General features: G+C 70.2%; 26 protein-coding genes and 7 tRNA genes. 13 read left to right on the top strand and 20 right to left on the bottom strand.

The window, feature by feature from the left end; genetic code table 11:
• Positions 1-49: 49 nt before the first annotated feature.
• From ACGFSA_RS06760 to pgsA, 4 genes are all read right to left on the bottom strand, one after another.
• Positions 50-721, bottom strand: a complete 672-nt coding sequence (locus ACGFSA_RS06760; RefSeq protein ID WP_393300623.1) for a FadR/GntR family transcriptional regulator — start codon at positions 719-721, stop codon at positions 50-52.
• Between the two features lie 531 nt (positions 722-1,252).
• Positions 1,253-2,461: a glycosyltransferase family 4 protein gene (locus ACGFSA_RS06755; RefSeq protein ID WP_393300620.1), complete on the bottom strand. Its 1,209-nt coding sequence runs from the start codon at positions 2,459-2,461 to the stop codon at positions 1,253-1,255.
• Positions 2,458-3,393, bottom strand: a complete 936-nt coding sequence (locus ACGFSA_RS06750) for a phosphatidylinositol mannoside acyltransferase (RefSeq protein ID WP_393300617.1) — start codon at positions 3,391-3,393, stop codon at positions 2,458-2,460. Before ACGFSA_RS06750 ends, ACGFSA_RS06755 begins: the two co-directional genes overlap by 4 nt.
• A complete protein-coding gene (pgsA, locus tag ACGFSA_RS06745) occupies positions 3,390-4,058 on the bottom strand; it encodes a phosphatidylinositol phosphate synthase (RefSeq protein WP_393300614.1) in 669 nt (222 codons plus the stop codon). The genes ACGFSA_RS06750 and pgsA overlap by 4 nt, the downstream gene beginning before the upstream one ends.
• A gap of 268 nt (positions 4,059-4,326) precedes the next feature.
• On the opposite strand from pgsA, the gene ACGFSA_RS06740 reads away from it, so the two are divergent.
• Positions 4,327-6,552, top strand: coding sequence for an elongation factor G-like protein EF-G2 (locus ACGFSA_RS06740; protein WP_393300612.1), 2,226 nt, complete (start codon positions 4,327-4,329; stop codon positions 6,550-6,552).
• A 147-nt stretch (positions 6,553-6,699) separates the two neighbouring features.
• A complete protein-coding gene (locus ACGFSA_RS06735) occupies positions 6,700-8,370 on the top strand; it encodes a hypothetical protein (protein ID WP_393300609.1) in 1,671 nt (556 codons plus the stop codon).
• 223 nt (positions 8,371-8,593) lie between these two features.
• Here ACGFSA_RS06735 and ACGFSA_RS06730 read toward each other — a convergent pair whose 3' ends face one another.
• Entirely contained in the window at positions 8,594-9,154 is a 561-nt protein-coding gene (locus ACGFSA_RS06730) for an HIT family protein (RefSeq protein ID WP_393300606.1), read from the bottom strand.
• 66 nt (positions 9,155-9,220) lie between these two features.
• On the opposite strand from ACGFSA_RS06730, the gene ACGFSA_RS06725 reads away from it, so the two are divergent.
• On the top strand, positions 9,221-9,901 hold the full coding sequence (locus ACGFSA_RS06725; RefSeq protein WP_393300603.1) for a potassium channel family protein: 681 nt from the start codon (positions 9,221-9,223) through the stop codon (positions 9,899-9,901).
• A gap of 99 nt (positions 9,902-10,000) precedes the next feature.
• On the opposite strand, the gene thrS is transcribed toward ACGFSA_RS06725, so the two are convergent.
• The 3 genes from thrS to ACGFSA_RS06710 all read right to left on the bottom strand — a co-directional run bounded on the left by thrS (position 10,001) and on the right by ACGFSA_RS06710 (position 13,962).
• On the bottom strand, positions 10,001-11,977 hold the full coding sequence (gene thrS / locus ACGFSA_RS06720) for a threonine--tRNA ligase (protein ID WP_393300600.1): 1,977 nt from the start codon (positions 11,975-11,977) through the stop codon (positions 10,001-10,003).
• 138 nt (positions 11,978-12,115) lie between these two features.
• Entirely contained in the window at positions 12,116-13,396 is a 1,281-nt protein-coding gene (locus ACGFSA_RS06715) for a hypothetical protein (protein ID WP_393300597.1), read from the bottom strand.
• Complete coding sequence (locus ACGFSA_RS06710; protein ID WP_266987877.1) at positions 13,396-13,962, bottom strand: DUF4365 domain-containing protein; 567 nt, start codon at positions 13,960-13,962, stop codon at positions 13,396-13,398. The genes ACGFSA_RS06715 and ACGFSA_RS06710 overlap by 1 nt, the downstream gene beginning before the upstream one ends.
• A 194-nt stretch (positions 13,963-14,156) precedes the next feature.
• On the opposite strand from ACGFSA_RS06710, the gene ACGFSA_RS06705 reads away from it, so the two are divergent.
• Positions 14,157-14,882, top strand: coding sequence for a 3'-5' exonuclease (locus ACGFSA_RS06705; protein WP_393300594.1), 726 nt, complete (start codon positions 14,157-14,159; stop codon positions 14,880-14,882).
• Between the two features lie 79 nt (positions 14,883-14,961).
• Here the strand turns inward: ACGFSA_RS06705 and ACGFSA_RS06700 are convergent.
• Together ACGFSA_RS06700 and ACGFSA_RS06695 are read right to left on the bottom strand one after the other, a co-directional pair.
• Positions 14,962-15,033 (bottom strand) — tRNA-Val (locus ACGFSA_RS06700).
• A gap of 39 nt (positions 15,034-15,072) precedes the next feature.
• A complete protein-coding gene (locus ACGFSA_RS06695; RefSeq protein WP_393300591.1) occupies positions 15,073-15,519 on the bottom strand; it encodes an SRPBCC family protein in 447 nt (148 codons plus the stop codon).
• A gap of 84 nt (positions 15,520-15,603) precedes the next feature.
• On the opposite strand from ACGFSA_RS06695, the gene ACGFSA_RS06690 reads away from it, so the two are divergent.
• A complete protein-coding gene (locus ACGFSA_RS06690) occupies positions 15,604-18,111 on the top strand; it encodes an SCO7613 C-terminal domain-containing membrane protein (protein WP_393300588.1) in 2,508 nt (835 codons plus the stop codon).
• A 46-nt stretch (positions 18,112-18,157) separates the two neighbouring features.
• On the opposite strand, the gene ACGFSA_RS06685 is transcribed toward ACGFSA_RS06690, so the two are convergent.
• From ACGFSA_RS06685 to ACGFSA_RS06675, 3 genes are all read right to left on the bottom strand, one after another.
• The gene (locus tag ACGFSA_RS06685) at positions 18,158-18,514 is read right to left on the bottom strand and encodes an extracellular solute-binding protein (RefSeq protein ID WP_393300930.1); all 357 of its coding nucleotides are present in this window, start codon (positions 18,512-18,514) and stop codon (positions 18,158-18,160) included.
• Positions 18,515-18,999: 485 nt separating this feature from the next.
• Positions 19,000-19,071 (bottom strand) — tRNA-Val (locus ACGFSA_RS06680).
• A gap of 54 nt (positions 19,072-19,125) precedes the next feature.
• Positions 19,126-19,617 carry a TIGR02611 family protein gene (locus ACGFSA_RS06675; RefSeq protein WP_393300585.1) on the bottom strand — a complete coding sequence of 164 codons (492 nt, stop codon included), beginning with the start codon at positions 19,615-19,617 and terminating at the stop codon, positions 19,126-19,128.
• A gap of 189 nt (positions 19,618-19,806) precedes the next feature.
• Here ACGFSA_RS06675 and ACGFSA_RS06670 point away from each other — a divergent pair, with 189 nt between their 5' ends.
• The gene (locus tag ACGFSA_RS06670; protein ID WP_003959770.1) at positions 19,807-20,220 is read left to right on the top strand and encodes an SsgA family sporulation/cell division regulator; all 414 of its coding nucleotides are present in this window, start codon (positions 19,807-19,809) and stop codon (positions 20,218-20,220) included.
• A 362-nt stretch (positions 20,221-20,582) separates the two neighbouring features.
• Entirely contained in the window at positions 20,583-21,155 is a 573-nt protein-coding gene (locus ACGFSA_RS06665; RefSeq protein WP_393300582.1) for a CGNR zinc finger domain-containing protein, read from the top strand.
• A 27-nt stretch (positions 21,156-21,182) separates the two neighbouring features.
• Here ACGFSA_RS06665 and ACGFSA_RS06660 read toward each other — a convergent pair whose 3' ends face one another.
• The 4 genes from ACGFSA_RS06660 to ACGFSA_RS06645 form a co-directional block, all read right to left on the bottom strand.
• Positions 21,183-21,338, bottom strand: coding sequence for a hypothetical protein (locus tag ACGFSA_RS06660; protein WP_266987865.1), 156 nt, complete (start codon positions 21,336-21,338; stop codon positions 21,183-21,185).
• 39 nt (positions 21,339-21,377) lie between these two features.
• A complete protein-coding gene (locus ACGFSA_RS06655) occupies positions 21,378-21,683 on the bottom strand; it encodes a hypothetical protein (RefSeq protein WP_393300927.1) in 306 nt (101 codons plus the stop codon).
• An 11-nt stretch (positions 21,684-21,694) separates the two neighbouring features.
• Positions 21,695-21,826 carry an acetylxylan esterase gene (locus ACGFSA_RS06650; protein WP_393300579.1) on the bottom strand — a complete coding sequence of 44 codons (132 nt, stop codon included), beginning with the start codon at positions 21,824-21,826 and terminating at the stop codon, positions 21,695-21,697.
• Positions 21,827-22,028: 202 nt separating this feature from the next.
• Positions 22,029-22,484 (bottom strand): hypothetical protein, encoded by a 456-nt coding sequence (locus ACGFSA_RS06645; protein ID WP_393300576.1) that lies wholly within the window; start codon positions 22,482-22,484, stop codon positions 22,029-22,031.
• A gap of 215 nt (positions 22,485-22,699) precedes the next feature.
• Between ACGFSA_RS06645 and ACGFSA_RS06640 the strand changes: the two genes are divergently transcribed.
• Positions 22,700-23,215, top strand: coding sequence for a DsbA family protein (locus ACGFSA_RS06640; RefSeq protein ID WP_393300573.1), 516 nt, complete (start codon positions 22,700-22,702; stop codon positions 23,213-23,215).
• Between the two features lie 31 nt (positions 23,216-23,246).
• On the opposite strand, the gene ACGFSA_RS06635 is transcribed toward ACGFSA_RS06640, so the two are convergent.
• The 3 genes from ACGFSA_RS06635 to ACGFSA_RS06625 all read right to left on the bottom strand — a co-directional run bounded on the left by ACGFSA_RS06635 (position 23,247) and on the right by ACGFSA_RS06625 (position 26,163).
• Positions 23,247-24,086 carry a GNAT family N-acetyltransferase gene (locus tag ACGFSA_RS06635; protein ID WP_393300570.1) on the bottom strand — a complete coding sequence of 280 codons (840 nt, stop codon included), beginning with the start codon at positions 24,084-24,086 and terminating at the stop codon, positions 23,247-23,249.
• Positions 24,087-24,213: 127 nt separating this feature from the next.
• Positions 24,214-25,035: an aminotransferase class IV gene (locus ACGFSA_RS06630; protein ID WP_393300924.1), complete on the bottom strand. Its 822-nt coding sequence runs from the start codon at positions 25,033-25,035 to the stop codon at positions 24,214-24,216.
• 99 nt (positions 25,036-25,134) lie between these two features.
• Complete coding sequence (locus tag ACGFSA_RS06625) at positions 25,135-26,163, bottom strand: chorismate-binding protein (RefSeq protein WP_393300921.1); 1,029 nt, start codon at positions 26,161-26,163, stop codon at positions 25,135-25,137.
• 163 nt (positions 26,164-26,326) lie between these two features.
• On the opposite strand from ACGFSA_RS06625, the gene ACGFSA_RS06620 reads away from it, so the two are divergent.
• The 5 genes from ACGFSA_RS06620 to ACGFSA_RS06600 all read left to right on the top strand — a co-directional run bounded on the left by ACGFSA_RS06620 (position 26,327) and on the right by ACGFSA_RS06600 (position 26,774).
• Positions 26,327-26,399: transfer RNA gene (locus ACGFSA_RS06620), tRNA-Gly, on the top strand.
• Positions 26,400-26,436: 37 nt separating this feature from the next.
• Positions 26,437-26,510, top strand: a tRNA-Cys gene (locus ACGFSA_RS06615).
• A gap of 1 nt (position 26,511) precedes the next feature.
• Positions 26,512-26,583: transfer RNA gene (locus ACGFSA_RS06610), tRNA-Val, on the top strand.
• A 21-nt stretch (positions 26,584-26,604) separates the two neighbouring features.
• Positions 26,605-26,676 (top strand) — tRNA-Val (locus ACGFSA_RS06605).
• Positions 26,677-26,699: 23 nt separating this feature from the next.
• Positions 26,700-26,774 (top strand) — tRNA-Val (locus tag ACGFSA_RS06600).
• Positions 26,775-26,876: the final 102 nt, after the last annotated feature.

Here is a 26,876-nt window from a genome sequence, read left to right as displayed (position 1 = left end):
CCGTACGGGCCGGTGCGCGGAACCCTCCGCGCACCGGCCCGTACGCATGTCACAGCGTCGACCTCAGCCACTGCTCCACGCTCGCCACATGCACCGTCGCCCAGGCCCGCGCAGCCTCCGCATCCCGGTCCCGCAGCGCCGACACGATCGCCCGGTGCTCGTGCAGCGTCCGGCTGACCGCGTCCTCCTGCGTCAGTCCGCGCCAGACACGGGCCCGCGTCGTCGGCCCGGAGAGACCGTCGAGCAGCGAGCAGAGCACCGAATTACCGGACGACTGCACGATGCCGCGGTGGAACTCCAGGTCGCAGGCGACCAGCTCCTCCACCGACGGCTGCGCGCCCAGCGCGTCCAGCTGGGAGCTCAGCACATCCAGCTGCGCCTCGCTGATCCGCGCCGCCGCCATCGCCGTCGCGGCGGGCTCCAGGATCCGGCGGACCGCCAGGAACTCCAGCACCGTGTCGTCGCGGTGGAAGTCCACGACGAAGCTCAGCGCCTCCAGCAGCAGCTGCGGGTCGAGACTGGTGACGTACGTGCCGTCGCCCTGCCGGACGTCGAGGATGCGGATCAGCGACAGGGCGCGGACGGCCTCCCGCAGTGAGTTGCGGGAGAGCCCGAGCTCCGCCGCGAGTTCGCTCTCCTTGGGCAGCCGGTCGCCTGGCCGCAGCGCACCCGAGACGATCATTCCCTTGATCTTCTCGATCGCCTCGTCGGTGACAGCCATGACGGTCCTCCTGGATTCGGACGGGATCAGACCCCGGCGCAAGACATCCGATGTATCCCTTCATTATGGGGGTCGGAGCAGACGGAAGAACCCCGTCTGCCGGAGGAGCTGATCGATCGCTCACCTCCTGGGCGTCGAGGGAGCCTCGCGCCGTACCACCGGAGCGACTTCCTCCGCGAAGCGCTGCGACGTCTCGATCTGTTCGGGGTGGCTCGGCCCGAACCCGCTCGGTCCGGTAGGGCCTGCCCATCGGCCGCCCCGGGTCACAGCGGGTACGCGGGCGGGGGCGGCTCCCCCCGTGGGAACCGCCCCCGCCCGTGCGTGCCTCAGAGCCTGTCGGGTGACCTCTGATCGGGCGGCCACGCCCTGGCACGCACGCTTCCCGCGTTGCCGAAATGCCCTAGTAGCTCCTTCCCCAAGCTCTCAGCTTCGTTCGAGCAGGGGAGACCCCATCCGAGGACCTTCCAGCGCCTTGGAATCGCACGCACCAGACCGCGTCCGCTTTCCGATCGAAGGTCACCCGACAGGCTCTCAGTCCCGGGCCAGCCCGAACCGGGCCCGCAGCCCCGTACGTTCGTCCGTCGCCACCGAGGCGGCCCCGTCCGTCACCGTCTCGTACACCGCGAGGATGTCCGCCCCCACCGTCGACCAGTCGAACCGTCGCACATGCGCCCGGCCACGGTCACTCAGCTCCGCGCGCCGCTCCGGGTCGCCGAGCAACCGGATCGCCGCCGACGCCAGTGCCTCCGCGTCCTCGTTGGCGAACAGTTCGCCCGCCGCGCCCAGGTCCAGTACCTGGGCGAACGCGTCCAGATCGCTGGCGAGGACCGGCGCGCCCGCCGACATCGCCTCGACCAGGATGATCCCGAAGCTCTCGCCACCCGTATTCGGCGCGACGTACACATCGACACTGCGCAGCAGCCGCGCCTTGTCCTCGTCGCTCACCATGCCGAGGAATTCGACGCGCTCGCGCATCGCCTCGGGCAGTGAGGCGACCGCCTCCTCCTCGTCGCCGCGCCCCGCCACGAGCAGCCTGGTCTCCGGGCGTGCGGCGAGGATGGCGGGCAGCGCCCGCATCAGGACGGGCAGGCCCTTGCGGGGCTCATCGATACGCCCGACGAAGCCGATCGTCCCGCCCTCCCGTCTCCCGCCACCGCCCTCAACCGAGCTTCGTGCCCCCTCTGATTGCCACTCGACCTTGGGCTCGGCCTTGTCGAAGAAGCCGACATCGACCCCGTTCGGGATGACGACCGCGTCGCCGCCGAGGTGCTCGACCAGGGTCCGGCGCGCGTACTCGCTCACCGCGATGCGCGCACTGATCTTCTCCAGCGCGGGCTGCAGGATCGGGTACGCGGCGATCATCGCGCGGGACCGCGGATTGGAGGTGTGGAACGTGGCGACGATCGGTCCCTGCGCGGCCCAGCAGGTGAGCAGGCCGAGTGACGGCGAGGTCGGCTCATGGATGTGGATCACGTCGAAGGTGCCGTCGTGCAGCCAGCGGCGCACCCGCGCCGCGGACAGGAAGCCGAAATTCAGCCGGGCGACGGAGCCGTTGTACGGGACGGGCACGGCCCGGCCCGCCGACACCACGTACGGCGGCAGCGGCGTCTCGTCGTCGGCGGGGGCCAGCACCGACACCTGGTGGCCCAGGCGGATCAGGTGTTCGGCCAGGTCACGGATGTGGAACTGGACGCCGCCCGGTACGTCCCAGGAGTACGGGCAGACGATGCCGATCTTCATGGCTGCTCTCCACGGGGTTCGAGGTCGGCGAGCCAGAGCCGCTGCAGCATGTGCCAGTCCTCCGGGTGCTCGGCGATTCCGGCGGCGAAGGCATCGGCCAGCGCCTGCGTCATCGCAGACGTCTTCTCCGTGCGCGTACCTGACTCGGGCACCTCGACGGCCGGGTGGATCCGGGCCTTCATCACGGGGGTCGCGTCGTACCGGAGCGTCACGGGCAGCAGCAGCGCACCGGTCTGCTGGGCCAGCAGCGCGGGTCCGGCGGGCATCCGTGCCGTGTCACCGAAGAACTGCACCTCGACGCCGGAGGCGGAGAGGTCGCGGTCGGCGACCAGGCAGACCAGTCCGCCGTCCCGCAGCCGTCGTGCCAGGGTGCCGAAGGCCGACCCGCCGGTGTGCGGCAGGACCTCCATGCCGAGCCCCTCGCGGTAGGCGACGAACCGGTCGTACAGCGACTCGGGCTTCAGCCGCTCGGCGACCGTGGTGAACGGCACCTTCAGATCGGTGGTGACCCAGGCTCCCGCCAGGTCCCAGTTCCCCAGGTGCGGCAGCGCGAGGATCACACCGTGCCCGGCGTCCAGGCCCCCGGTCAGCCGGTGAACGTCCGCGACGTCTATGCCGGCCTTGATCCGCTCCGGGCTCCAGGTGGGCAGCCGGAACGACTCCATCCAGTAGCGCATGTACGAGCGCATCCCGGCCTTGGACAGTGCGGCGAGCCGGGCCGGGCTCGCGTCCGGCACCACCCTGGCCAGGTTCGACTCCAGCCGCAGCACGCTCTTGCCGCGCCGCTTCCAGGCCTGGTCGGCGAGGGTACGGAAGAGCGCCTGAGCGGCCGGCTCCGGGAGCTTCTTGACCGCGCCCCAGCCGAGCCCGTACAGCCCGTCGGTCAGCCGGTCCTTCAGCCCGGTCCTCGGTTCCCGCTCGGCGCCGCTCACTGCGTCGCCTCGCTCCCCCGGTCCGCCGCGGCTGCCGCGTCGGCCTCCGCGGACTCGCGGCGTACGGTCACCACCCGTTGCACCAGCGTCACCAGGCTGCCCACGGCGACGATCCACAGCGCGATCGGCAGCAGGATGTCGATCCCCGGCACACCGAACGTGTGGAGCCCGGCGAGCCCGGCCGCCACCAGCGAGATGACCAGCCGCTCCGCCCGCTCCACCAGACCGTTGACCGCGACCGGCAGCCCGATCGACTCGCCCCGCGCCTTCGTGTAGGAGACCACCTGGCCGCTGGCCAGGCAGAAGATCGCCACCGCGCACATCACGTTGTCGTCGCCGTTGCCCGCGTACCAGAGTGCGAACCCGCCGAAGATCGCTCCGTCGGCGACCCGGTCCAGGGTCGAGTCCAGGAAGGCGCCCCAGCGGCTCGAGATGCCGGCCTGCCGGGCCATGTTGCCGTCGACGAGGTCGGAGAAAACGAAGATCGTGATGACGATCGTGCCCCAGAAGAACTCCCCCCTGGGGAAGAAGACCAACGCACCTGCCATCACTCCGGCCGTACCGATGAGCGTGACCGCGTCAGGGCTCACGCCGAGACGGAGCAGCAGCGCGGCGAACGGTGTGAGGACACGCGTAAAAAATGCACGCGCGTACTTGTTCAGCATGGCCTTCCCGAGGGGTCGGTGGGCCGCGCGGCCCCTACGGCCACCGGCTGGCCCATCGTAGTCACCAGTCGGACACGTCCACTGTCCGGGCGTCCGTGCTCGTGCGTCGGCGTCCGACGTATGGACGCAGCCCGACCGGAGTGGAAAGCTCGAATTACCGCGGGCGTCGTCGCAGCCGCCGCGGCGGCTCTTCGTGCCCGCGCCCTCCTTCTTCCCTCACCGCGCCAGCCAATCTCCCCGCACAGCGCACCCCACCGGGAGGCACATCATGGGCGACAAGGCACACGCACACACCGGGGCCGCCGGCAGAGCAGCAACGGCCGACCGGCCCTCCTCCATACGGAACGTGGTGCTGGTCGGCCACAGCGGATCGGGCAAGACCACCCTCGTCGAAGCCCTCGCGCAGACCGCCGGAGCGGTCAACCGGGCCGGCCGGGTCGAGGATGGCGGCACGGTCTCCGACTACGACGAGATCGAACACCGCCAGCAACGCTCCGTACAACTCTCCCTGGTCCCCGTCGAATGGGGCGGGTACAAGATCAATCTGTTGGACACCCCCGGATACGCCGACTTCGTCGGGGAGCTCAGGGCCGGTCTGCGGGCAGCGGACGCGGCCCTTTTCGTTGTCTCGGCGGCCCAGGAAGCCGACGCCGTGGCGGGCACCACCCGCGCCGTGTGGGAGGAGTGCGCCGCCGTCGGCATGCCGCGCGCCATCGTCGTCACCCACCTCGACACCGCCCGCACGTCCTTCGACGAGATGACCCGTGTCTGCGGCGAGATCTTCGGGGGTGACGACCCCGACGCCGTACTGCCGCTCTACCTGCCCGTGCTCGGCCCCGAGGGCCCGGACGGGCACGCCCCGCTGACCGGGCTCACCGGACTGCTCACGCAGCGCGTCTTCGACTACTCCTCCGGCGAACGGAAAGAGACCCCGCCCGCCGGCGACCAGCACGCACCGCTCCAGGACGCCCGTAACCGGCTGATCGAAGGGATCATCGCCGAAAGCGAGGACGAGACCCTGATGGACCGGTACCTCGGCGGCGAGGACATCGACATCAAGACCCTGATCGACGACCTGGAGCGCGCCGTCGCCCGCGACGCCTTCCACCCCGTCCTCACGGCGGCGCCCGCCGGCGAGGACGCCCGCCAGGGCATCGGTACGGTCGAACTCCTGGATCTGATCACCGGGGGCTTCCCGACCCCGCTGGAGCGCCCGCTTCCCGCTGTCACCACGCCGAGCGGCGGCCTCCGCCCCGCCCCGACCTGCGACCCCGACGGACCGCTGGTCGCCGAAGTCGTCAAGACGGCCTCCGACCCGTACGTCGGCCGTGTCTCCCTGGTCCGCGTCTTCTCCGGCACGCTGCGGCCCGACGAAACGGTCCACGTCCTCGGCCACGGACTCACCGACCCCGGCCACGACCCCCGCCCCTTCCACGAGGCAGAGGTCCGCGTCGGCGCGCTGTCCGCCCCGTTCGGCAAGCAGCAGCGCGCCCTGACCAGCTGCATCGCCGGGGACCTGGCCTGCGTCGCCAAACTGGGCGGCGCCGAGACCGGGGACACCCTCTCGGCTCCGGAGGATCCACTGCTGGTGGAGCCGTGGTCCATGCCCGACCCGCTGCTGCCGCTCGCCATCGAGGCCCACAGCAAAGCGGACGAGGACAAGCTCTCGCAGGGGCTCGCGCGGCTCGTCGCCGAGGACCCGACGATGCGCCTCGAACAGAACCAGGACACCCATCAGGTGGTTCTGTGGTGCCTCGGCGAGGCCCATCAGGACGTGGCACTGGACCGGCTGCGTAACCGGTACGGGGTACAGGTCGACGCCGTCTCCCACAAGGTCTCCCTGCGCGAGACGTTCGCCGGCCCGTCGAGCGGCCGCGGACGGCACGTCAAACAGTCCGGCGGCCACGGCCAGTACGCCATCTGCGAGATCGAGGTGGAGCCGCTGCCACCCGGTTCGGGCATCGAATTCGTCGACAAGGTGGTCGGCGGAGCCGTACCCCGCCAGTTCATCCCGTCCGTGGAGAAGGGGATACGCGCCCAGGCCGCCCGCGGAGTGGCGGCCGGCCACCCCCTCGTCGACGTGAGGATCACCCTGCGGGACGGAAAGGCCCACTCCGTGGACTCGTCCGACGCGGCGTTCCAGGCGGCGGGCGCGCTGGCCCTTCGGGAAGCGGCCGCGGAGACCCGGATCCAGCTCCTCGAACCTGTCTCCGAGGTCCAGGTCCTCGTCCCCGACGACTACGTGGGACCGGTCATGAGCGATCTGTCGGGGCGGCGCGGCCGGGTGGTCGGCACCGAGCAGTCAGGGGCGGGGCGCACGCTCGTGCGGGCCGAGGTGCCTGAGCTGGAGATCGGCCGGTACGCGATCGACCTGCGCTCCCTGTCGCACGGTACCGGCCGATTCGACCGGTCGTACGCCCGGCACGAACCGATGCCCCCGCAGCTCGCCGATCGCCTCCGCGAACAGCAGGAAAACACCACAAACAGTGCGTAGTCGGGGGCTCTGCCCGTCCTTGTCCACAAGGGCGGGCAGGGCTCCGATCCGGACGATACGCTGTGGTCCCAGCTCAGAAGGTGTGCCGGGCACGGCAGTTGGGAAACAGCCGCAGGAGCGGTTCCTTGGCGGCAAGTGGGGGCGACAGTGGCCAACAACGGATTCGATTTCTCTCCCGGAGCGCAGATCCCGCTCCAGGGGGCATCCGGACAGGCGGTGGCGACGAACGCCCTCGCCTCCGCCGCATACCGCGACAGCCCGGTGGAAGAAATCCTCAAGGCCGACAGCGAGTGGCACAAGTCCAAGGTCGAGGAGGGCCGGTCCAAGCTCTTCAAGAGCAAGTACTTCACTCCCAATCTCGGCGAGGCATACTCACGCGCCGTCCAGGAGCGCATGCTGGGCGGCGCCCGCAAGGCCCTCATCCAGTCCTTCGGCACCGATCCGCAGACCGTCGTCGAGCACTGCCTGTCCGCGACCCGGCTCCGCAAGGCACGGGACACCAAACTGACCCTGGTGACCACGCTCTTCGGCTTCCTCTTCCTGCCCGGACTGCTCCTGTGGGTCCTCGCGTTCCGCCTCCGCGACGGCCTGGGCTCCACCAAGGACAAGGCCCTCGGCGCCCTCGGCATCGCCCTGCTCCCCGTCATCGGCATCGTGGCCCTGATCTTCCTGATCAAACTGCCGGTCGGCGGTCTCCTCGCGCTGTACCTGCGCGCGATGATCGTCGCCCCCGTCATCGGCTGGCTGATCGCCAAACGGATCGCCGAGACCTCCGCCAAGGACATGCGCGCCCGCTGGGAGGGGCTGCTCTCCGGCGGCGGGGTCATCGCCAAGATCCCCGAGGCCGTACCGAAGAATCCCAACGAGACCGCCCGCGAGGCGCTGCGCCAGGGCCTGGAGAAGCTGTCCGCCGAACAGCAGTCCAACTCCGTCTTCTATGCCGGCCCCAAGGGCATCCTCGGCATGGGCACCCGCTGGGGCAGCTGGCAGCTCGCCGAGGAGCTCGTCTCCAAGGAACCCGGCAAGGAGTTCCACCAGTTCCGCAGCTGGGACCTGATACGCGTCATCCACGACCAGCTCAAGCAGCTGGAACGCGGACCGCTGCACACCGGCGGATTCACCACGCCCTCGGTCACCCACTGGATCGTCTCGCCCGTCGGTGAGAACGCCGACTCGGTCTCCCGTCCGGAGGGCGAGGACGTCTCCACCTTCCAGATCAAGCCGCACGAGATACAGCGCATCTGCAACCACCAGCAGTTCGGCAGCGGCGACCGCCACTACCTGGGTGTCCAGTTCACCCTCTGGGACGGCCAGCTGGTCATCACCATGATGATCACCGTCACGGTGCTCCACGAGACGCTCCGGATCGAGGTCACCGGACACGCCCTCGGCCCCGTCCACTCGCTCTTCACGAGCAAGCCCGAGGCCAAGACGAAGACGGTCAACAAGACCGTCAGATTCTGGGAGACCCGCAAGATCACTCTCCCGCTGGTGGAGTCCAAGGAGGTCGTCCGCCTGGCCCTGCGCGCCCCCTTCACCTGGTACCCGCCGCTCCTCGACTACCTGGGCGGCAAGATCACCCTCCCGGAGCCGTTCGGCCTGCGCCACGCCTGGGCGGAGAAGCCGTGGCGCCACCGCTTCATGGCGGACGACGCGATGCGCGCCGCCACCCCCGTCCTGCGTGCCGTGCACAGCGCGGCCATGCGTGTCCTGGACGAGAACGGTGTCGACACGGAGCGCTTCGACAACCGGTCCATGATCCTCAGCGGACTGGTGCAGGACCCGATCCCCAAGAAGGCCGACCTGTACGACGCGTAGGGCAGACGGAAGAGGCGCCCGGGACATCCCGGGCGCCTCGTGCTCGTACCGCTCGGCTCAGAGCCTGTCGGGTGACCTCTGATCGGGCGGCCACGCCCTGGCACGCACGCTTCCCGCGTTGCCGAAATGCCCTAGTAGCTCCGCTACGAGGACCTTCCAGCGCCTTGGAATCGCACGCACCAGACCGCGTCCGCTTTCCGATCGAAGGTCACCCGACAGGCTCTCAGACCGCGGGCCAGGCGTCGGCCAGCATCTTCCGGGTATCGGCGAGCAACTGCGGCAGCACCTTCGTGTGGCCGACGACCGGCATGAAGTTGGTGTCACCGCCCCAGCGCGGCACCAGGTGCTGATGCAGATGCGCGGCAATGCCGGCGCCCGCCACCGTTCCCTGATTCATCCCGATATTGAAACCGTGCGCCCCCGAGGCCGCCCGCAGCGCCGTCATCGCCCGCTTGGTGAAGTCGGCCAGCTCCAGCGTCTCCTGACCGTCCAGCTCCGTGTAGTCGGCGACATGCCGGTACGGCACCACCATCAGATGTCCGCCGTTGTACGGATACAGGTTCAGCACGGCATAGACTTTCTGGCCGCGCGCCACGACGAGCCCGTCCTCGTCCGACTTCGCCGGGATCGCACAGAACGGACAGCCGTCGCCGGCCTCGGGGCCGGTCGGCTTGTTCTCACCCTGGATGTACGCCATCCGGTGGGGCGTCCACAGGCGCTGGAACGCATCGGGCGTTCCCACTCCGATCTGCTGCTCCGGCTCAGTCGTCATGCAGATCAGCATATTGCTTCACTCCTGCGGAGCGTGTCGCCGGGGCCGCCCCCAACGCCGGGCGACGATCCTGAGGCCATGAGCGACCAGCCCTCGGACCCCTCCACCCCTCCCCGGTTCAGGCGCTGGGAGCAGCGCACGGAGGTGCCGCTCTTCGTCGCGTCGCTGTTCTTCCTCCTCGGGTACGCGGTCCGCATCCTCGTTCCCGACCGCACCCAGCCGTGGCGTGACCTCGGCACGCCCCTGGTCGTCGCCACCTGGCTCCTCTTCGCGGCGGACTACGCCGTACGGATCCGGCTCAGCGGCCAGGGTCTCCGCTTCCTGCGTACCCACTGGCTGGACACGGTGGTGCTGGTGCTCCCGCTGCTGAGGCCGTTGCGTCTGATCCGGGTCTACACAGCGGTCCAGCGGCAGCGGGAGCAGCCGCGGCTGAGCCTGTACGCCCGGGTGATCAGCTACGCCGGTATGACCGCCCTGCTGCTCGGATTCTCGGCCGCGCTCGCCGTGTACGACCAGGAGCGCGTGGCTCCGGGCGCCACGATCCGGACGTTCGGCGACGCGGCGTGGTGGGCGTGCGCGACGCTCACCACGGTCGGATACGGGGACGTCGCGCCGGTCACGCCGGGCGGCAGGACCGTCGCGGTGGGGCTGATGGTCTGCGGTCTGGCGCTGCTGGGGGCCGTGACGGGTTCGTTCTCGTCGTGGCTGGTGCAGGTGTTCACCCGGGAGGACGAGAAGAGGCCCCCGGAGCGCGGTTAGTGCTCCGGGGGCCGGGCCCCGCATGCGCGGGGAGCAGGTCGACATGTGCCATGTCCGACCGATCGCGTCCGGATCGCCCCCGCATCGGCGGGGAACACCTCACGCCTGGACGCGACGCTCCACCACATCAACGAGCTTGGCCAGCGCCTGGTCACGCGGCACGCCGTTCTCCTGCGACCCGTCGCGGTAGCGGAACGAGACCGTTCCGGCACTCATGTCCTCGTCACCGACAATGAGCATGAACGGCGTCTTCGCCTTCTGAGCATTGCGGATCTTCTTCTGCATCCGGTCCGAGGAGGCGTCCACCTCGACCCGCAGGCCCTTCTTCCGCGCCTCGGCCGCAAACTCCTGCAGGTACGGGATGTGCGCGTCGCCGATCGGGATGCCGACCGCCTGGACCGGGGCCAGCCAGACCGGGAACGCACCCGCGTAGTGCTCCAGCAGCACCGCGAAGAAGCGCTCGATGGAACCGAACAGGGCGCGGTGGATCATGACCGGGCGCTGCTTGGTGCCGTCCGGACCGGTGTACTCCAGGTCGAAGCGCTCGGGCAGGTTGAAGTCGAGCTGCACGGTCGACATCTGCCAGGTACGGCCGATCGCATCCCGGCACTGAACCGAGATCTTCGGGCCGTAGAAGGCGGCGCCACCCGGGTCCGGGACCAGGGGCAGTCCCTGCTTCTCGGCGACCTGGCGCAGCGTCTCGGTCGCTTCTTCCCAGATCTCGTCGGATCCGACGAACTTCTCCGGGTCCTTGGTGGACAGCTCCAGGTAGAAGTCGGTCAGACCGTAGTCGCGCAGCAGGTTCAGGACGAAGGTGAGCGTCCTGTCCAGCTCCTCCGCCATCTGCTCCTTGGTGCAGTAGATGTGCGCGTCGTCCTGCGTGAAGCCGCGCGAGCGGGTCAGGCCGTGCACCACACCCGACTTCTCGTACCGGTACACCGTGCCGAACTCGAAGAGACGCAGCGGCAGTTCACGATACGAACGGCCGCGCGCGTCGAAGATCAGGTTGTGCATCGGGCAGTTCATCGGCTTGAGGTAGTAGTCCACCCCGTCGTCGAGCTGCATGGGCGGGTACATGCCCTCGGCGTACCAGTCCAGGTGACCGGACTTCTCGAAGAGCTTGCCCTTGGTGGCGTGCGGGGAGTAGACGAACTCGTAGCCCTCCTCCTCGTGCCGCCTGCGCGAGTAGTCCTCCATGGCCCGGCGGATGATGCCGCCCTTGGGGTGGAAGACCGCGAGGCCGGGGCCGATCTCGTCGGGGAAGGAGAAGAGGTCCAGCTCGTTGCCTAGCTTGCGGTGGTCCCGCTTGGCGGCCTCCTCCAGGAACTCCAGGTGCGCCTTGAGCTCGTCCTTGGTGGGCCACGCGGTGCCGTAGATGCGCTGGAGCATCGGGTTCTTCTCGCTGCCCCGCCAGTACGCCGCGGCGTTCCGCATCAGCTTGAACGCCGGGATGTTCCGGGTGGTCGGCAGGTGCGGACCGCGGCAGAGGTCCTTCCAGCACAGGTCGCCGGTCTTCGGGTCGAGGTTGTCGTAGATGGTCAGCTCGCCGCCGCCCACCTCGACATCCGCGCCGTCCTCCGAGGAGGCCGAGCCCTTGATACCGATGAGCTCCAGCTTGTACGGCTCGTCGGCCAGCTCCTCGCGGGCGGCCTCGTCGGTGACGACCCGGCGGGAGAACCGCTGCCCCCGCTTCTGGATCTCCTGCATCTTCTTCTCGATGGCCTTGAGGTCCTCGGGCGTGAACGGCTTCTCGACGTCGAAGTCGTAGTAGAAGCCGTCCTTGACCGGCGGGCCGATGCCGAGCTTGGCCTCCGGGAAGAGCTCCTGCACCGCCTGCGCCATGACGTGCGCGGTGGAGTGCCGGAGGATGTTCAGGCCGTCCTCGGAGGAGATCTCGACGGGCTCGACGACCTCGCCGTCGGCGACGACGTACGCGAGGTCCTTCAGCTCACCGGCAACCCGGGCGGCGACGACGGTGCGCTCGCCGGGGAAGAGCTCGGCAGCCGTAGTGCCCGTCGTCACCACGCGCTCTTCCCGCTCGGAATCGCGTTGGATGATCACACGGACGTCTGACACCGGTCTCTCCTGACTGAAGGGGGGTGCGCGCCATATTCCACTGCGCACGCAAGAAGAATCGTACCGAGCCGACGGCCCCCTTCGCGAAAGGGTTCGTTCCGGCAGTCTGCGGTCACCGTGCCGGGCCCCTCTCTCCGGCTATTCGCCCGTGCAGGCCTCCTCGAAGTAGTCGACGTTCTCCTGGAGCGATTTCATCAGCCGGTCCCGTTCCGCCTCGTCGACCTGTACGGGCACCACCTGCGAGGCCCGGGTCAGCCGCCGGAAGCCGCCCCGGCTCTCCAGTCGCCCCTCCACCCGGATGGGCAGTCCGACGAGGTGGGCGTGGCCCGCGATCCGGTACGCCTCCTCGTCGAGCTCCAGCCGCACGTGCGGCACCTCGGCGCCCGCCAGCACCCGCAGCCGCACGATTCCCGCGCCGCGCGGTCCCGAGCGGCGCAGCCGGACGACCGCACCGGTGATCCGGACCGCGACGGCGGGTTCGTCCTGCTGGTAGCGGGCTCCCGCCCGGCGCAGGGCAGGCAGGTCGCCCGGCGAGAACTCCACCGGTTCGGGCCGGGCGGGGCAGCCTTCGGGGGTTCCCGCGGCGGGTGCCCAGGCGAGAGAGATCCTGGTTCCCTCCGAGCCGCGGACCAGCGCGATCACGGCCTCGGTCAGCTCCCGGCTGACGCCCGCCTCGACGGCGCTGTCGAAGGCTTCCATGCCTCCGGTGGCGCGCTGGAAGTCGATGGCTTCGCGGGTGGCGTGCAGGGCGTGGCAGAGCCGTACGGCGACGGCCCGGCCGGTTTCGACGGGGAGACAGGCGGTGAGGTCTCGGCCGCCCGGCGCGGGTCCGACGAGGATGCCTTCGAGCGCGGCAAGGGCCCTTCGGCGGTGGCGTGCGCCGTGGAACCCGGTACGGGCCCGTACGGCGAGCGCTCCGGCGAGCAGGATCTGCCGAGCCGCGGCGCGCAACTGCTCCGCGGCGGTCCAGCCGGCCGCTCCGGCGACGCCCGCGGGACCGGCGGCGCCGTCGGGGACATCGCGCCACCAGCGGATCTCGTCGCTGGGCACGGCGAGGGAGACCAGCACGTCGCGGGCGGAAGGAGCGGCGCTGCGGGCGAGCGCCGTGAGTGCTTCGCCGAGCAGGTCCTCGCTGTCGGGGAAAGCGGTGGTGTCGGGTACGAGGAGGCTCGTGCCGCCGGAGGGCGCCGCGGCCGCCGGTGGGGTCCACCGGCTGTACCGTCCGGCCGCACCGCCGCGGCGGTGCCAGCCGTGCCGGTCGAGCAGGGCGCCGAGGACCGCGGGGTCGACGCGGGCGGGGTCGGGGATGTCCCCGGAGGGCGGCAGGGCGGTGGGCCAGTGGGTCACGGTCTCACTGGGGTGTGGTCGCGTGCCCGACGGGATCGTGCTGTCGGCGGGCTCGTCCATCGGCCGGTGCATCAGGGTCTCCCTCCCGCCCCGACCCGCGTCATGATCTCGCAGAGCGCGCGGTCGTCGAATATGCGCGTGGTCGGGATCCGCACAGTGGTCCTGTGCCGGCCTGTCACCGCGTGGCCGGCCAGGTTGGTCCAGTAGCAGCAGTGCCGCAGGTCGAGCCGTTCGTGCCCGGCGCGCAGCCAGTCGTCCTGGCTGCGCGGCACGAGCATCACGACCAGGATCTTGTGCACCGACACGGGCGTCCGGGCGAGTTTCACGAGGTGGGCGTTGTCCAGCGTGAAGGCGAACGTCGGTCCGGGTGGGTGCGGCGGTATCTGGTAGGTGCATTTGAGCTGCACCTTGATGGTCACCTCGTCGTCGACGGTGTGACCGGGGGCGCCGTGGCTGACATGCCAGTCGATGCCGTTGTCGGGAAAGGGCTGCGACAGGGAGCACCCCGCCGCGGCCGCGACCGCGTGCAGGTAGCCCACCTGAAGGGTCTCCATGCAGGCGGTGGTGGCGAGTGTGCCGCGCAGCGGAGCGATCCGCTGGGGCAACAGCCCGCTCGGGTCGGGCTGCGCGAGCGCCATGGCTCCGTATGCCTTCCGGGCTGTGCCGATCGGTTGGTTCGGTCGGTGCGTCCTCAGGCAACTTCCGTGCCTGTCCTCTGTGTTGTCACCGCAGCGAGCGGTCCGCAAACGGCGTATCAGGCAAAGGGCGCGGGTATCACCGAATCGGGCAGGGGAATCACGCCATCTGCCGGTCAGGCACGAGGAGTTCGGGGATGACTCACTGGTACGAGGGGCCGCTGGCCGCTTTTGACACCGAGACAACGGGAGTGGACGTCGAGGAGGACCGGATCGTTTCGGCCGCCCTGGTCGTCCAGGACGCGGCGGGCGGGCGCATGCGCGTCACCCGCTGGCTGGTGAATCCGGGGGTTCCGGTGCCCGTGGGGGCGACCGAGATCCACGGTCTGACCGATGACCATCTGCAGCGCAACGGCCGGTGGCCCGCGCCCGTGGTGGAGGAGATAGCCCGGGCACTGGCCGAGCAGTGTGCGGCGGGACGCCCGCTCGTCGTGATGAACGCACCGTTCGATCTGACGCTGCTCGACCGGGAGCTGAAACGGCACCGGGCGTCGTCACTGGCCGGCTATCTGGGGAACACGCCGCTGTGCGTGCTGGATCCCCGGGTTCTGGACAAGCACCTGGACCGCTACCGCAAGGGGCGGCGCACGCTCACCGATCTCTGTGCGCTGTACGAGGTGGTGCTGGACGGCGCTCATGACGCGGCGGCCGATGCGGCGGCGTCGCTGGAGCTGGTACGAGCGGTGGGGCGGCGCTTTTCGTCGCGGCTGGAGCGGCTGTCCCCGGCGGAGCTGCACGCGCTGCAGGCGGTGTGGCATGCGGCGCAGGCGCGCGGTCTGCAGGCGTGGTTCGCGAAGAGCGGGACGCCGGAGGCGGTGGATCCGGCCTGGCCGCTGTGTCCTGAGCTGCCCGCCGCCGCGTGATCCCGGACGCCCCCGGAGTGGTTCCGGACGCGCAGAGGCCGGTCCGTCGATGGTGCTGACGGACCGGCCTCTCCCGGGGTGGGCGATACTGGTTTCGAACCAGTGACCTCTTCGGTGTGAACGAAGCGCTCTCCCGCTGAGCTAATCGCCCGGGAACGGACTGAACCATACAGGTCTCGGTGGGGGTGGTTCAAACTGCTTCGAGTCGGGCCGCCAGTCCGCGGCGTCCCGCCCGCATCATCAGGGCGTGGTTCGCCCGGAACACCGCACGTCCGGGCACCGCGAGCAGCCGCATGATCCGCCGCCGCACCTCGACCTCCTGCTCGTACGTGGCACGGCTGCCGGTGCCGTGCGCGGTGACGGTCCAGCGGGCCCAGCCGTCGAGGTCGCCGTCGAGGGTCACTTCGAGGATCCCGGCCGCCGGGTCGTGGCGGCTCGCGCGGACGGTCATGACCAGGTCGTACGGAAGGGCGGAACGGATGCGCATGGTTCCGGTGGTGTCGTCGACCGAGGTGACCTCGCGAACCTGCGGCCACCACTGCGGGTACTCCTCGGCGCGTTCCAGGATTCCGTACACGGCATCGGGCGGGGCGGATACGTCCCAGATGCTCACAAAGCGGTAGCGGCTCCAGTCCATGGGTTCCAGTCTGCGCGTACTCAGTCCCGTACCTGAGTAGCCGAGCGCATGTCCGGATCTGTGGGCCGCGCCACACTCCCGGCTATGGAACATGTGCCGCCGCCCGCCGAGGAATTGGCGCTCCTCGACCGCGAACTGGTCCGGCTGGACGCCCGCCGGACGCAACTGCTGACCCGTCGTGCCTGGCTGGTGAGTGTGCTGCAGCCGGCGGCCACGCCGCCCGCCGCTTCTCCGGGACCGGCGTCCGCGGCACCTTCCGGACCGGCGCAGCCGTATCCGCAGTGGCCCGCGGCCCCGTTCGGCTCTCCCGGTGCGCCGGTCCCGCCACGCAACGCCCAGAATGTGCTGCTGAGTCTCGGCGGACTGCTGCTGACGATCGCGGCGATCGCGTTCACCCTGGTCAGCTGGGGTCATCTGGGGATTGGCGGCCGCTCGGCGGTGCTCGCCCTGGTGACGGTCGCGGCGTCGGCCGCGCCCGCCCTGCTGCTGCGCCGCGGTCTGTCGTCGACGGCCGAGTCGCTCGGTGCGCTGGCTCTGGTGCTGATGATGCTGGATGCGTACGCGCTGCACGCGGTGGCGGCGCCGGACACGGACGGTCTCGGGTTCACCGCGGTCGCGTCGGCAGTGCTCGCCGTGGTGTGGACGACGTACGGTCTGGCACTCGGCAAGCTTCGTCTGCCGCTGCCGGTGGCCGTGGTGAGTGCGCAGTTCACGTTGGTGCTGTGGGCGTGGTCGGCGGATGCGTCGGCCTCGGTCTTCGGTTGGGCGCTGGTGCTGACGGCGATGCTGGACTCTGCGATCGCCCGGTGGGGCAAGGGCGTTGGGGTCCGGGTGACCGCGTCCGTCTGCGGATGCGTGACGGGGCTCTACGGGGCGCTGGTGGCGCTGGCGCAGTCGGTGACGGCTGGTTCGCCCCTCTCCGCCGTTGCCCCGGGGGCACTGTTGCTGGCTGGGGCGGCGGTCGCGCTGTTCGCGGTGTGGCGGGCGCCGAAGGAGATCGCGGTGGCCGGTGGAGTGGTGGCCGGGCTGACGGCGGTCGCGGCTGTGGGTGGTGTGCTGCGCGCGGGGGTCGCCGAGGACTGGTCGGTTCCGGTGTATCTGCTGTGCGGTCTGGTGCTGTGTGCGGCGGTACGGGCTCCGCTGCCCCGTCCGGCCGGGCAGGGCGTGCTGTGGGCGTCGGCCGCGGTGGTCTCGGGCGCGGTGCTGACGGCTGCGCCGGCGGCCGCCATGACGCTGGCTGGTCCGGTATCGCGGCGGGCCCCGGTGTGGTCGGGTGCGCCGGACGGCAGTGCGCGCGGTGCGCTGGGGCTGGAGGGCGCCCAGTGGTCGCAGCTGTACACGGCGCCGGTGATTCTGCTGGTGGTGGCCGGTCTGCTGGGGGCGGCGCGCCACTGGTGGCCCCAGTGGGTGCGGGTGGCCGGTGCGGTGATCTCCCCGGGCGAATCGTGGCGGGGTGCGGCGGGGGCCGGTGCGCTGGTGACCGGGTGGGCGGGGCTGCTGTTGGTGCCGGTTGCGCTGGACGCTCCGTACGCGGCCGCGGTGGTGGTGCAGTTGGTGCTGATCGCGGCGCTTCTCGCCGGGGCGGTACGGGTGTTGCGTCGTGGGGCGGGCCCGGTCGCGCCGGCGGCGCTGGTGTGTGGTGCGGTCGGGGCGGTGAGCGCGGGAGCGCTGTCACTGGCCGCGGAGCCCGCCACCTATGCGGTCTTCGGCACGCTGCTGGTGCTGTTCGCAGCGGCCGCGGCGGGGACGCGTGCCGAGGCGTCACCGACGGCCCGGGGGGTGCAGGGAGTTCTGGCGTGTGCGGCGGTGGTGTGCGGGATGGTGCTCGCCGGAGCCGTAGGGGTGTCGCTGGAGCTCACGACGTACCGGGCCGCGCCGATCATGTTGGTCGTCCCCACGCTGACGGTGCTGCTCGGGGCGCGGCTGCGGGGCGGCCCGTCGGCGCTGCCGGTCGAGCTGACCGGCGCCGTGGCGGGTGCGGTGGCGGTCGGGATGGCCGCGCCGGACAGGCCGTACCTGGCGCTGGTGCTCGCGCTGTGCGGGGTGCTGGCGGCGGGTACGGCCGTGCGTGCGGAGCGGCGGCCGGCGGCCGGGTACGTGGCGGCGGTCCTGTTCGTCCTGGCGACGTGGGTGCGGTTGTCGGCTTCCGGGGTGTCGGTTCCGGAGGCGTACTCCCTGCCGGTGACGGTGCCCGCGCTGGTGGCCGGTGTGATGCGGCGGCGCCGCGATCCGGCGGCGTCCTCGTGGACGGCGTACGGGGCGGGTCTTGCGGCGACGCTGGTGCCGAGTCTCGTCGCGGCCTGGACCGACCCGTCGTGGGTGCGGCCGCTGCTGCTCGGCGTGGTGGCGCTGGTGCTCACGCTCGCCGGGGCCCGGCTGCGGTTGCAGGCGCTGCTGCTGCTAGGCGGCGCGGTGCTGGCGTTGGACGCCCTGCACGAACTGGCGCCCTATGTGGTTCAGGTGGTCGGTGCGCTGCCGCGCTGGCTGCCGCCTGCGCTCGCGGGTGTGCTGCTGCTGGTGGTCGGGGCGACGTACGAGCAGCGGCTGCGGGATGCGCGGCGGCTGAAGGACGCCCTGGGCCGGATGCGCTGAGGGAACACATGATCGGCGGGCCGGCCCGGGGCGTGCTTCACCTGCCTCAGGCCGGCATCCGGTCGCCGACGAGTGCCAGGTTCTCGATGGCGGCGAGTCCGTACAGCGCGGTGTCGTTGGTGTGGACAAGGGCGAAGGTGTTGCCGCCGACCGGGACACCGAGCAGTTTCCCGTTGACGTCACCCGCCTTCTCCAGTCCGGCCCGGAAGTTCTCCATTCTGAGATTTCCGGCCTTCGCCTGGGAATCGAGAGCGAGCAGAACCCGCTTGTCGTCGTACGTGCGCAGGAATGCGACGGAGTTCTGGAAGACATCGGGCACATTGCCCGCGGAGGCCTGGGCGTTGAACTTCTTCCAGAAATTCCCATAGTCCTGGAAGTCCGTCTTGACCTTTGATGTTCGGATGCTTCTTGTCGAACAGCGCGATCGTCTTGTCGATCAGCGTGGCCCGCTCCCGACCGCCCCACCACAAGTAGCGGATCTTGACCTTTCCGTCAGCTCCCGCTCCCCCGCCGTCCCCGCCGCAGCCGGAGGCCATCAGCCCCGGAACCGCCACACCGACGCCGGCCGCACGCAGCCCCTGGACACCCCGCCAAGTCCTCATGACACACCCCTCCCGGGCAGACAGCACCCGCCGCCACGGTCGATCGAATCGTTTGAGAAAGCGCTTGCTGGACAGGCATCGAAGGGGCAACGTCAACGGTTGGGACGGAATCCGTCGAAGCGCTCAAACCTCACGTCGCGGGGCAGAGGGCCCGCGGTGGGTGGGCCGGCGAGGGCGTACGGACGGGCCTCGTAACGCCGCGGAATCCGGCGGGAGGGCGCCCGGTCGGTGCGGGATACGCAGAGGGCCCGTGAGACTCTGCAGTCTCACGGGCCCTCTGTCCCGGTGGGCGATACTGGTTTCGAACCAGTGACCTCTTCGGTGTGAACGAAGCGCTCTCCCACTGAGCTAATCGCCCGGGCACATCGCAAACATTACCCCATGTCAGCGGCGCTCTCCGACCACCCCCGGGTCACTCGTGGATCTTCCACGGCATCGTGATTCCGAACTTCCAGACATAGATCCCGCCCAGCACGGCGATGATCACGAGTCCGATCACGGTGAGGATGATGTTCCGCCGCCGAACCTTCGGATCGAGCGCCTTCTGGGCGGCCTCGGTGACCTTCCGGCGCGTCCAGTGCAGCACCAGCTGCGCCCAGACGAACTCGGTCGCCCAGATCGCCATGCCGCCGAAGATCACCAGCCAGCCGGGCCCGGGCAGGGGCAGCATGATGATGCCCCCCACGACCACGGCGAGGCCGACCACGAAGACGCCGACCTGCCAGCTCAGATGCAGAGTCCTGGACGCCTTGACGAACCCGGGCGCCCGGGAGCCGAGCGCCCGCTTCTCCTTGACCACCCCCTCGGTGACGTCCGGCGCCACGTTCCCCGCCATGTCCCTCGCGGCGGGCGCCGGGGCCACCGCTCCGCCGATCCCGTCCCGCGCGTCACTCTCCGCATTCATGGGCCCAACCTACCGGAACGGGCTTTGTCACCGGAATGGCCGCATAACCCAAAGTTACACACCGCCGCGCGAGCGACCCGAAGGACCACAAAAGGGTCAGAGGGGTTTACAACGCCACCGTAGGTGGCATGTCGATTTCGCCGACGTGCGAATCCCCGAGCGCACACTGAGCGAAAGGCCCTGGCGCTTATGAACACCACGGTCAGCTGCGAGCTGCACCTGCGCCTCGTTGTGTCGAGCGAGTCCTCACTGCCTGTACCCGCGGGCCTGCGGTATGACACGGCCGATCCGTATGCCGTGCACGCCACCTTCCACACCGGAGCGGAGGAGACGGTCGAATGGGTATTCGCCCGCGACCTCCTTGCCGAGGGGCTGCACAGGCCCACCGGCACCGGAGACGTCCGCGTCTGGCCATCCCGTAGTCACGGCCAGGGCGTCGTCTGCATCGCACTGAGCTCCCCAGAGGGCGAAGCCCTGCTCGAGGCCCCGGCCAGGGCCCTGGAGTCGTTCCTGAAGCGGACCGACGCCGCGGTTCCACCCGGCACCGAGCATCGCCACTTCGACCTCGATACGGAGCTCTCACACATCCTGGCCGAGAGCTGAGCCAGGTCGAGAGCTGCACGGCGCCGTCCGACTCGGGGCGACGGCGCCGCGCGGACAACCACATAGGGCAGACACCAGCGCCGTCATCACGGAATCCACTGTGGTGACGGCGTCGGCGCGTGTTTCAGTCGGCGCGTGTTTCACCGGGGGCATGACGGGCGCGCCCCCAGCCCTCCCGTATGCGCTGGGCGGGCCCTGTGCGCCCTCAGTGCCCCCGAGTGCCCCCTCTGGCCCCTGGTCGGCCGGTATGCGCTCCTCGCCCGCCCCAGGGGCCCTCTCGGGCCACTGTGCGTCCTCGCCGAGCCAGTAGAGTCAGCCGGCATCGGCGGGCGCCCGCCCGCCGGAGGCCAGGGAGCGAAAGCGTGCTGATCCCCCACGACACCCGGATCGCCCTCGACATCGTGGTCGAGCTGGTGAACACCGCACCGGCGACCGATCAGCCGGACGGCGGACCGAGCGACGGTCTCGCCGGCATCGAAGCGCTTTACCGATTCGCCCGGCGCCACCGCATCAGCGGCGTGGCCGAACTCGGCGAAAAGGATCTTCGGGCCGTACACGACGTACGGAGCCGGTTCGCCGAGATCTTCGCGGCGCCGGACGCCGAGACCGCCGCCGGTCTCGTCAACAACCTCGTGGCCTCAGCGGGCACCACGCCGCAGCTGAGCAACCACGACGGCTACGAGTGGCATGTGCACTACTTCGCGCCGGACGCATCGATCGCCGACCACCTCGCGGCCGACTGCGGCATGGCGCTCGCCTTCATCGTGGTGGCGGGCGAACAGGAACGACTGCGGCGCTGCGAGGCACCGGACTGCCGGGACGCGTTCGTGGACCTGTCCCGCAACCGCTCCCGCAGGTACTGCTCCAGCCGCACCTGCGGCAATCGGCTGCATGTCGCCGCGTACCGGGCACGCCGCAGGGAAGCGGCCGGCTGACCGCTCGCCGCCCGTTTCATCGCCCGCTCACAGGAGGAAGAGATCGTGCAACGCGGCCATCAGCAGCAGGCCGCCGACCACCGTGAGGAAGATCATCAAAGGGGGCTGGGACAGCGCGAAGAGGCAGCCACGCGGCTCTTCGGCAGGGGGTGCGGGGGCATCGCCCGGGGAGGTGTCCACCATCTCGGGACGATCATGACGCAGACCGGACCCCGTTGGCGATCAACACGCCTCTTTGTGACGGGAGTTCACTCCCGTCGGGGCCGGAGGGATTCGCTCCGGCGTCCGGTCCGCTGTCACATATTCGGGCTCACGGCCGGTTCTCCAGCGCCTCCCCCGCCCCGGCCGGATCAGCCGAGATCGCGCAACATCCGCAGCTGGGCGGCCCGGTGGACCGAAGAGCCGCCCTCGTGACCGTTCCAGGGCTGATGTGCTCTCCCTCGTGAGCGAGGGAGAAATGCCGCCGCCCTGGCTGCCGCCGTGCACGACGATCCGGTCGGGGTCGACGGACGGGTGGGCGCGGGCCACCTCGACGGCGCTCAAGCGGCGTCGTACGACGGGAGTTGAAGGTCGAGCGAGTATGCGGCCGACTCGTCGAGGGTGCGCTTCCGGAAGGCGTCGAAGTCGGCGGGTTCACCGGACTCCGGGCGATAGTCGCGAAGTCGCCCCATCGTACGGACGGCGTCGCGAGGCACTCCGTGGTCCCGGGCCGAACATCCTCGTGTGCCGGGCCGCGGCGCGGGGCGCCCGCCATGGATCACCCACCGTGGACTGAATTGTTTCAATCCGATCGGGACGTCGGCCCCATCCCGGTACAGCGTCAAGAATCAGGCATGAATCGATTCATCGCCGATGGCTGCCGACGGTCCGGTTTCAGATTCCGTGCTTCTTCAGGATGGCCTCGATGTCACTGAAGTCATCGCCCGGGGCGGCGGCCCGCTGAGCGGGCTTCGCCTTCGCACGTGGCTGAACCGCCGGTGCGCCGGCTCCCAGGGAGGGCACCGACGCCGCCGGCGCGACGGCATCGGAGTGCGCCGCCCGCGCGGCGGCCCTGCGTTCCTTGCGGGTGCCGACGCCGCGGTGTTCGACCGCACGCGTGATCATGAAGAGCAGCCAGGCCACCCCGAGCACCCCGAAGCCGAGCCAGACGCTCGGCTTGAAGGCGATATTGGAGACCCACTCGACGACACCGGTCAGCACCAGCCCGATCGGGACCAGCGAGTAGGCGGCAATCCGGGTCGCGGTGAGGAAACGCTTCCGGTAGGCGGTCACGGCGGCAATGCCCAAGCCTGCCGCGGACACCGCGGAGCAAATGGTCTCGGCAAGCATCGGGGCCTCCAGGCGCAACGGGGAAACGTCCCTTCCATCCTGCACCGCCCACCGGGGCGGCGGCCATGATCCCCGTCCACATCAGGGACATTTCAGGGCCCGGGTCCTCCCCAGGTGCCGATCCGAACGATGCCGAGCGGAACCGGGTCTGCGGTGCGCGGGTCCCGTGCCGGTGCCGACTGGGATGCGCGCGTGGGCCCTGAGAGACTGGTTCCATGAACGAATCCACCCCTGCAGCCCCGGTCGTCCTCGACGTCTGGTGCGAGCTCCAGTGCCCCGACTGCCACCGGGCCCTCACCGATGTGCACGCCCTGCGGGCCCGGTACGGCGACCGGCTCGAGGTGCGGCTGCGGCATTTCCCGCTGGAGAAACACAAGCACGCGTACGCCGCGGCCCAGGCCGCCGAGGAGGCCGCGGAGCAGGGCAAGGACTGGCCGTACATCGAGGCCGTGCTCGCCAGGACCGACGAGCTCGGCCGCACCGGTGAGCCGCTTCTGATCGAGGTGGCGCGTGAACTCGGCCTGGATGCAGAGGAATTCGACACCGCTCTGATCGACGGCCGGCACATGCTGATCGTCGACGCCGACCAGGCGGAGGGGAAGGCCATCGGTGTGACCGGCACCCCCACCTATGTGATCGGCGGCGAGCGGCTGGACGGCGGCAGGAGTCAGGACGGGCTGCGCGAGCGGATCGAGGAGATCGCCGACCGGCTCCTCGCGGCGCAGGGCTGACCGCGGCGTACCCGGCTCGCCCCTACGCCCGTCACAACGGCTTGACGAGGTTGTGCCGAGTCGTTTCGTAGCCGAGCGACTCGTAGAGCCGGGCCGCCGGGGTGTTGTCCGAGAGGACGTGCAGCCCCATCCGTTCGTCGCCGGCGGCCAGGGCGATGCGTTCGGCCTCCAGCATCAGCGCGCGACCGTACCCCCGGCCGCGGAACTCTTCGAGCACCTCGACGTCGAAGACGTACCCGACCACCGTTCCCGGGTGCATCTCGTACCGTGCCACCCAGACATGCCCCACGGTCCGGCCGTCGCCATCGACGAGGACATGAATGTACGTGCCCTCCGTGGCGAGACCGTCCGGCAGATGTGTCCGGTGGGAGGTCTCGGCTGTGCGCAGAGCCTCGTCCGCCGGAACGCCGCGCGCGACAAAGGTTTCCGCGTACCCGGCGACGGCCGTGCTCTCCCACCGCGCGAACTCGTCCTCGGTCATCGGACGTCCGGCGACCCCGTCCGGCAGGACGAGCGGGGTCCGCGGCAGGTCCTTGACCATGTTCCTGCTGCGCTCGGTGTAGCCGAGCGCAGCAGCCAGGCGCAGTCCGGCCGTGTTGTCCGGCTCGACCTCCACAGTCAGCCGGGAACAGCCCCAGCCGCGCAGCACTTCCTCGGCGGCGAGCCCGGCGATGGTGCCGCGGCCGCGCCTGCGGTTCGGTTCGTCGATCCGCAGGCCGCGGACGGTCCCTGTCGTCCCCCCGGACCCGGGCTCGGTGCCGATCTCGACGGCCCCGACGGGCCGCCCGTTGTCGCACACGTCGTACGCGCGCTTCCTCGCGCCGTCGGCGCCTTGCTGGATCGGCCCGGTCGGCCGGAGGGTCGTGGTCATCACCGGTGTTCTATCCGCTGCGCCGCCGCCCGTCACCCGGTTTTGCGGACCTGTTCCGTTCCACGGCCCGGGACGGTGTCCGCGGCTCGGGACCGTTGTACGGCCCGGGCCGGGTCATGGGGCCGGCTCACGGGTCGAGGTCGTTCGCGGCACGCTCCTCGAAGACCCGCATGGCCTTGGCCGTCACCGGCCCGGGTCCGCCGGGCAGCTCGCGACCGTCGACCCGGTGGACGGCCTGGACGTCCCGGAGGGTGGAGGTCAGGAAGATCTCCTCGGCATGCTCCAGGACGTCCAGGGGCAGCTCGGTCTCCAGCGCCCCGGACCATTCGACGGCCAGAGCGCGGGTAATCCCGGCGAGGCAGCCGGAGGCGACCGGCGGGGTGTGGAGCTGTCCGTCGAGGACGACGAAGACATTCGACCCGGTGCCTTCGCAGAGCTGTCCGACGGTGTTGGCGAAGAGCGCCTCGGATGCGCCCTGCTCATGGGCGCGGGCGAGGGCGACGACGTTCTCGGCGTACGAGGTGGTCTTGAGCCCGGCCAGTGCGCCGCGTTCGTTGCGGGTCCACGGGACGGTGATCACGGCGGTGGTGTCGGGGCGGCGCTCGACCTCCCCGAGCGCGACGACCAGGCTCGGCCCGTCGTTGCCGCGGTCGGAGCCGAGCGGGGAGAGGCCGCCGGTGTACGTGATGCGGAGCCGGCCGAGTTCCATCGGGTTGGCCTCGATGACGGCGGCGCAGGCCCGGCGCACCTCGTCGAGGTCGGGGTCGGGCAACCCGAGCCCGTGGGCCGATCGGGTCAGCCGGTCGAGGTGCCTGGTGAGGGCGAAGGGGCGGCCCTCGGTGGTCCTGACGGTCTCGAAGATCCCGTCCCCGACGGTCAGTCCGTGGTCGAGTACGGACACCCGGGCGTCGGCGGCGTCACACAGTTCGCCGTTGACCCACATCCACATCATGCGGTCCATACCTTTCTTCGTGGGTTGATCGCGGTCATTCGTAAGATCGGGACACCCAGGGATGCCGCCACAGCGGCATGACCCAGTCACAAGGCGTCACCGGCCAGTTTCTTGGTGGGCGCCCGACGCTACAGCGAGCAGCCGGGCGGCCTTGAGCTCGGTCTCGTCCCATTCGCGCTCCGGATCGGAGCCCCAGGTGATCCCGGCGCCGGTGCCGAACCTGAGGACCGGGGCCACTCCGGTCCGGTCGATCCAGAAAGTCCGTATGCCGACGGCGAGACCGGCGGTGGCCCGGTCGGCGTCGACCCAGCCGATGCCGCCGCAGTACGGACCCCGGGGTGCGGTCTCCAGGGACTCGATGATGCGGAGTGCGCTGGATTTGGGTGCACCGGTGACGGAGCCGGGCGGGAACGCGGCGGCGAGCAGCTCGGGCCAGCCGGCGCCGTCGGCGAGGCGGCCGCGCACGGTGGAGACGAGGTGGACGAGCCCGGGGTGCTTCTCCACCACGCAGAGGTCGGGGACGGTGACCGATCCGGTGGCGCAGACCCGGCCCAGGTCGTTGCGGACCAGGTCGACGATCATCACGTTCTCGGCGTGGTCCTTCTCCAGCAGATCCGCCTCGGTGCGGCCGGTGCCCTTGATCGGTCCGGACTCGATGGTCCGTCCGTCCCGGCTCAGGAAGAGTTCGGGGGACGCGGTGGCGATCTCCACGCCGTGCGCGGGCAGCCGAATCGTTCCTGCGTACGGGGCGGGGTTGCCGCGTGCGAGCAACGCGGTGAGGGCGTCGACGTCGGCGGCGGCCGGGTCCGGCAGCTCCGCGGTCACCACCCGGCAGAGGTTGGCCTGGTAGACCTCGCCCGCCGCGATGTGCTCGCGGATCCGGCGTACGCCCGCGGTGTACGCGGCACGGTCCAGGGACGAGACCCAGTCGCCGACTCCGGGCCCACGCCAGGCTCCGGGGACGGGTGCGGGCACCGGTTCGGTCCGTACGGTTCCGAAGCGGGCGCAGACGAGACGGCCCTCGAAATCGGCGCATACCGCCCAGAAGCCGGACGAGTCGAGGGCTGAGGGGTCACTGGTCACATCCCGCAGATCGGACGCGACGAGGCCGCCGAAGCGGGCCATTGGAGCGAGGTCGAGCACGTGGGTGAGTCTAGGACGGCGCACGGCGACCTGCGCCGGGGCGAGCGCACCTCAGCACGCTGCACAAACGCGTTTTTGTACTGGCCCAGGAATCCGCTAGAGTTCAACACGTCGCCGGGACACGCAAGTGAAACGGAAACGACAAGCGGACGTGGCTCAGTTGGTAGAGCATCACCTTGCCAAGGTGAGGGTCGCGAGTTCGAATCTCGTCGTCCGCTCGAAGTGGGGGATCTTTTCCCGAACCCCTGCACTCCTGGTGGAGTGGCCGAGAGGCGAGGCAACGGCCTGCAAAGCCGTCTACACGGGTTCAAATCCCGTCTCCACCTCCAAGGACGATTAGCTCAGCGGGAGAGCGCTTCCCTGACACGGAAGAGGTCACTGGTTCAATCCCAGTATCGTCCACTGGTCCGCAAGGATCCCCCCGCGCGATTAGCTCAGCGGGAGAGCGCTTCCCTGACACGGAAGAGGTCACTGGTTCAATCCCAGTATCGCGCACGCAGTACACGCAGGTTCACCCTGCGCGATTAGCTCAGCGGGAGAGCGCTTCCCTGACACGGAAGAGGTCACTGGTTCAATCCCAGTATCGCGCACCAGCAGGCCCCGGTCGTCTCGACGACCGGGGCTTTGTCGTGGTTGCGGTGCGGATCGAGTCCGCCCGGGTCAGCCGGTGAAGAGCTGCGTGGCCTTGCGGATCA

Source organism: Streptomyces sp. NPDC048496 (assembly GCF_043200055.1).
GTDB lineage: Bacteria > Actinomycetota > Actinomycetes > Streptomycetales > Streptomycetaceae > Streptomyces.
Note: the sequence above shows the minus strand (reverse complement) of the source record. Positions and strands in the feature narration are given on the sequence as shown.

Coding starts and splice junctions, on each gene's coding strand:
- ACGFSA_RS06760 (WP_393300623.1), bottom strand. CDS start 721: ATGGCTGTCACCGACGAGGCGATCGAGAAGATCAAGGGAATGATCGTC.
- ACGFSA_RS06755 (WP_393300620.1), bottom strand. CDS start 2,461: ATGAAGATCGGCATCGTCTGCCCGTACTCCTGGGACGTACCGGGCGGC.
- pgsA (WP_393300614.1), bottom strand. CDS start 4,058: ATGCTGAACAAGTACGCGCGTGCATTTTTTACGCGTGTCCTCACACCG.
- ACGFSA_RS06740 (WP_393300612.1), top strand. CDS start 4,327: ATGGGCGACAAGGCACACGCACACACCGGGGCCGCCGGCAGAGCAGCA.
- ACGFSA_RS06730 (WP_393300606.1), bottom strand. CDS start 9,154: ATGCTGATCTGCATGACGACTGAGCCGGAGCAGCAGATCGGAGTGGGA.
- ACGFSA_RS06725 (WP_393300603.1), top strand. CDS start 9,221: ATGAGCGACCAGCCCTCGGACCCCTCCACCCCTCCCCGGTTCAGGCGC.
- ACGFSA_RS06715 (WP_393300597.1), bottom strand. CDS start 13,396: ATGCACCGGCCGATGGACGAGCCCGCCGACAGCACGATCCCGTCGGGC.
- ACGFSA_RS06710 (WP_266987877.1), bottom strand. CDS start 13,962: ATGGCGCTCGCGCAGCCCGACCCGAGCGGGCTGTTGCCCCAGCGGATC.
- ACGFSA_RS06705 (WP_393300594.1), top strand. CDS start 14,157: ATGACTCACTGGTACGAGGGGCCGCTGGCCGCTTTTGACACCGAGACA.
- ACGFSA_RS06695 (WP_393300591.1), bottom strand. CDS start 15,519: ATGGACTGGAGCCGCTACCGCTTTGTGAGCATCTGGGACGTATCCGCC.
- ACGFSA_RS06690 (WP_393300588.1), top strand. CDS start 15,604: ATGGAACATGTGCCGCCGCCCGCCGAGGAATTGGCGCTCCTCGACCGC.
- ACGFSA_RS06675 (WP_393300585.1), bottom strand. CDS start 19,617: ATGAATGCGGAGAGTGACGCGCGGGACGGGATCGGCGGAGCGGTGGCC.
- ACGFSA_RS06670 (WP_003959770.1), top strand. CDS start 19,807: ATGAACACCACGGTCAGCTGCGAGCTGCACCTGCGCCTCGTTGTGTCG.
- ACGFSA_RS06660 (WP_266987865.1), bottom strand. CDS start 21,338: ATGGTGGACACCTCCCCGGGCGATGCCCCCGCACCCCCTGCCGAAGAG.
- ACGFSA_RS06650 (WP_393300579.1), bottom strand. CDS start 21,826: ATGGGGCGACTTCGCGACTATCGCCCGGAGTCCGGTGAACCCGCCGAC.
- ACGFSA_RS06645 (WP_393300576.1), bottom strand. CDS start 22,484: ATGCTTGCCGAGACCATTTGCTCCGCGGTGTCCGCGGCAGGCTTGGGC.
- ACGFSA_RS06640 (WP_393300573.1), top strand. CDS start 22,700: ATGAACGAATCCACCCCTGCAGCCCCGGTCGTCCTCGACGTCTGGTGC.
- ACGFSA_RS06635 (WP_393300570.1), bottom strand. CDS start 24,086: ATGACCACGACCCTCCGGCCGACCGGGCCGATCCAGCAAGGCGCCGAC.
- ACGFSA_RS06630 (WP_393300924.1), bottom strand. CDS start 25,035: ATGTGGATGTGGGTCAACGGCGAACTGTGTGACGCCGCCGACGCCCGG.
- ACGFSA_RS06625 (WP_393300921.1), bottom strand. CDS start 26,163: ATGGCCCGCTTCGGCGGCCTCGTCGCGTCCGATCTGCGGGATGTGACC.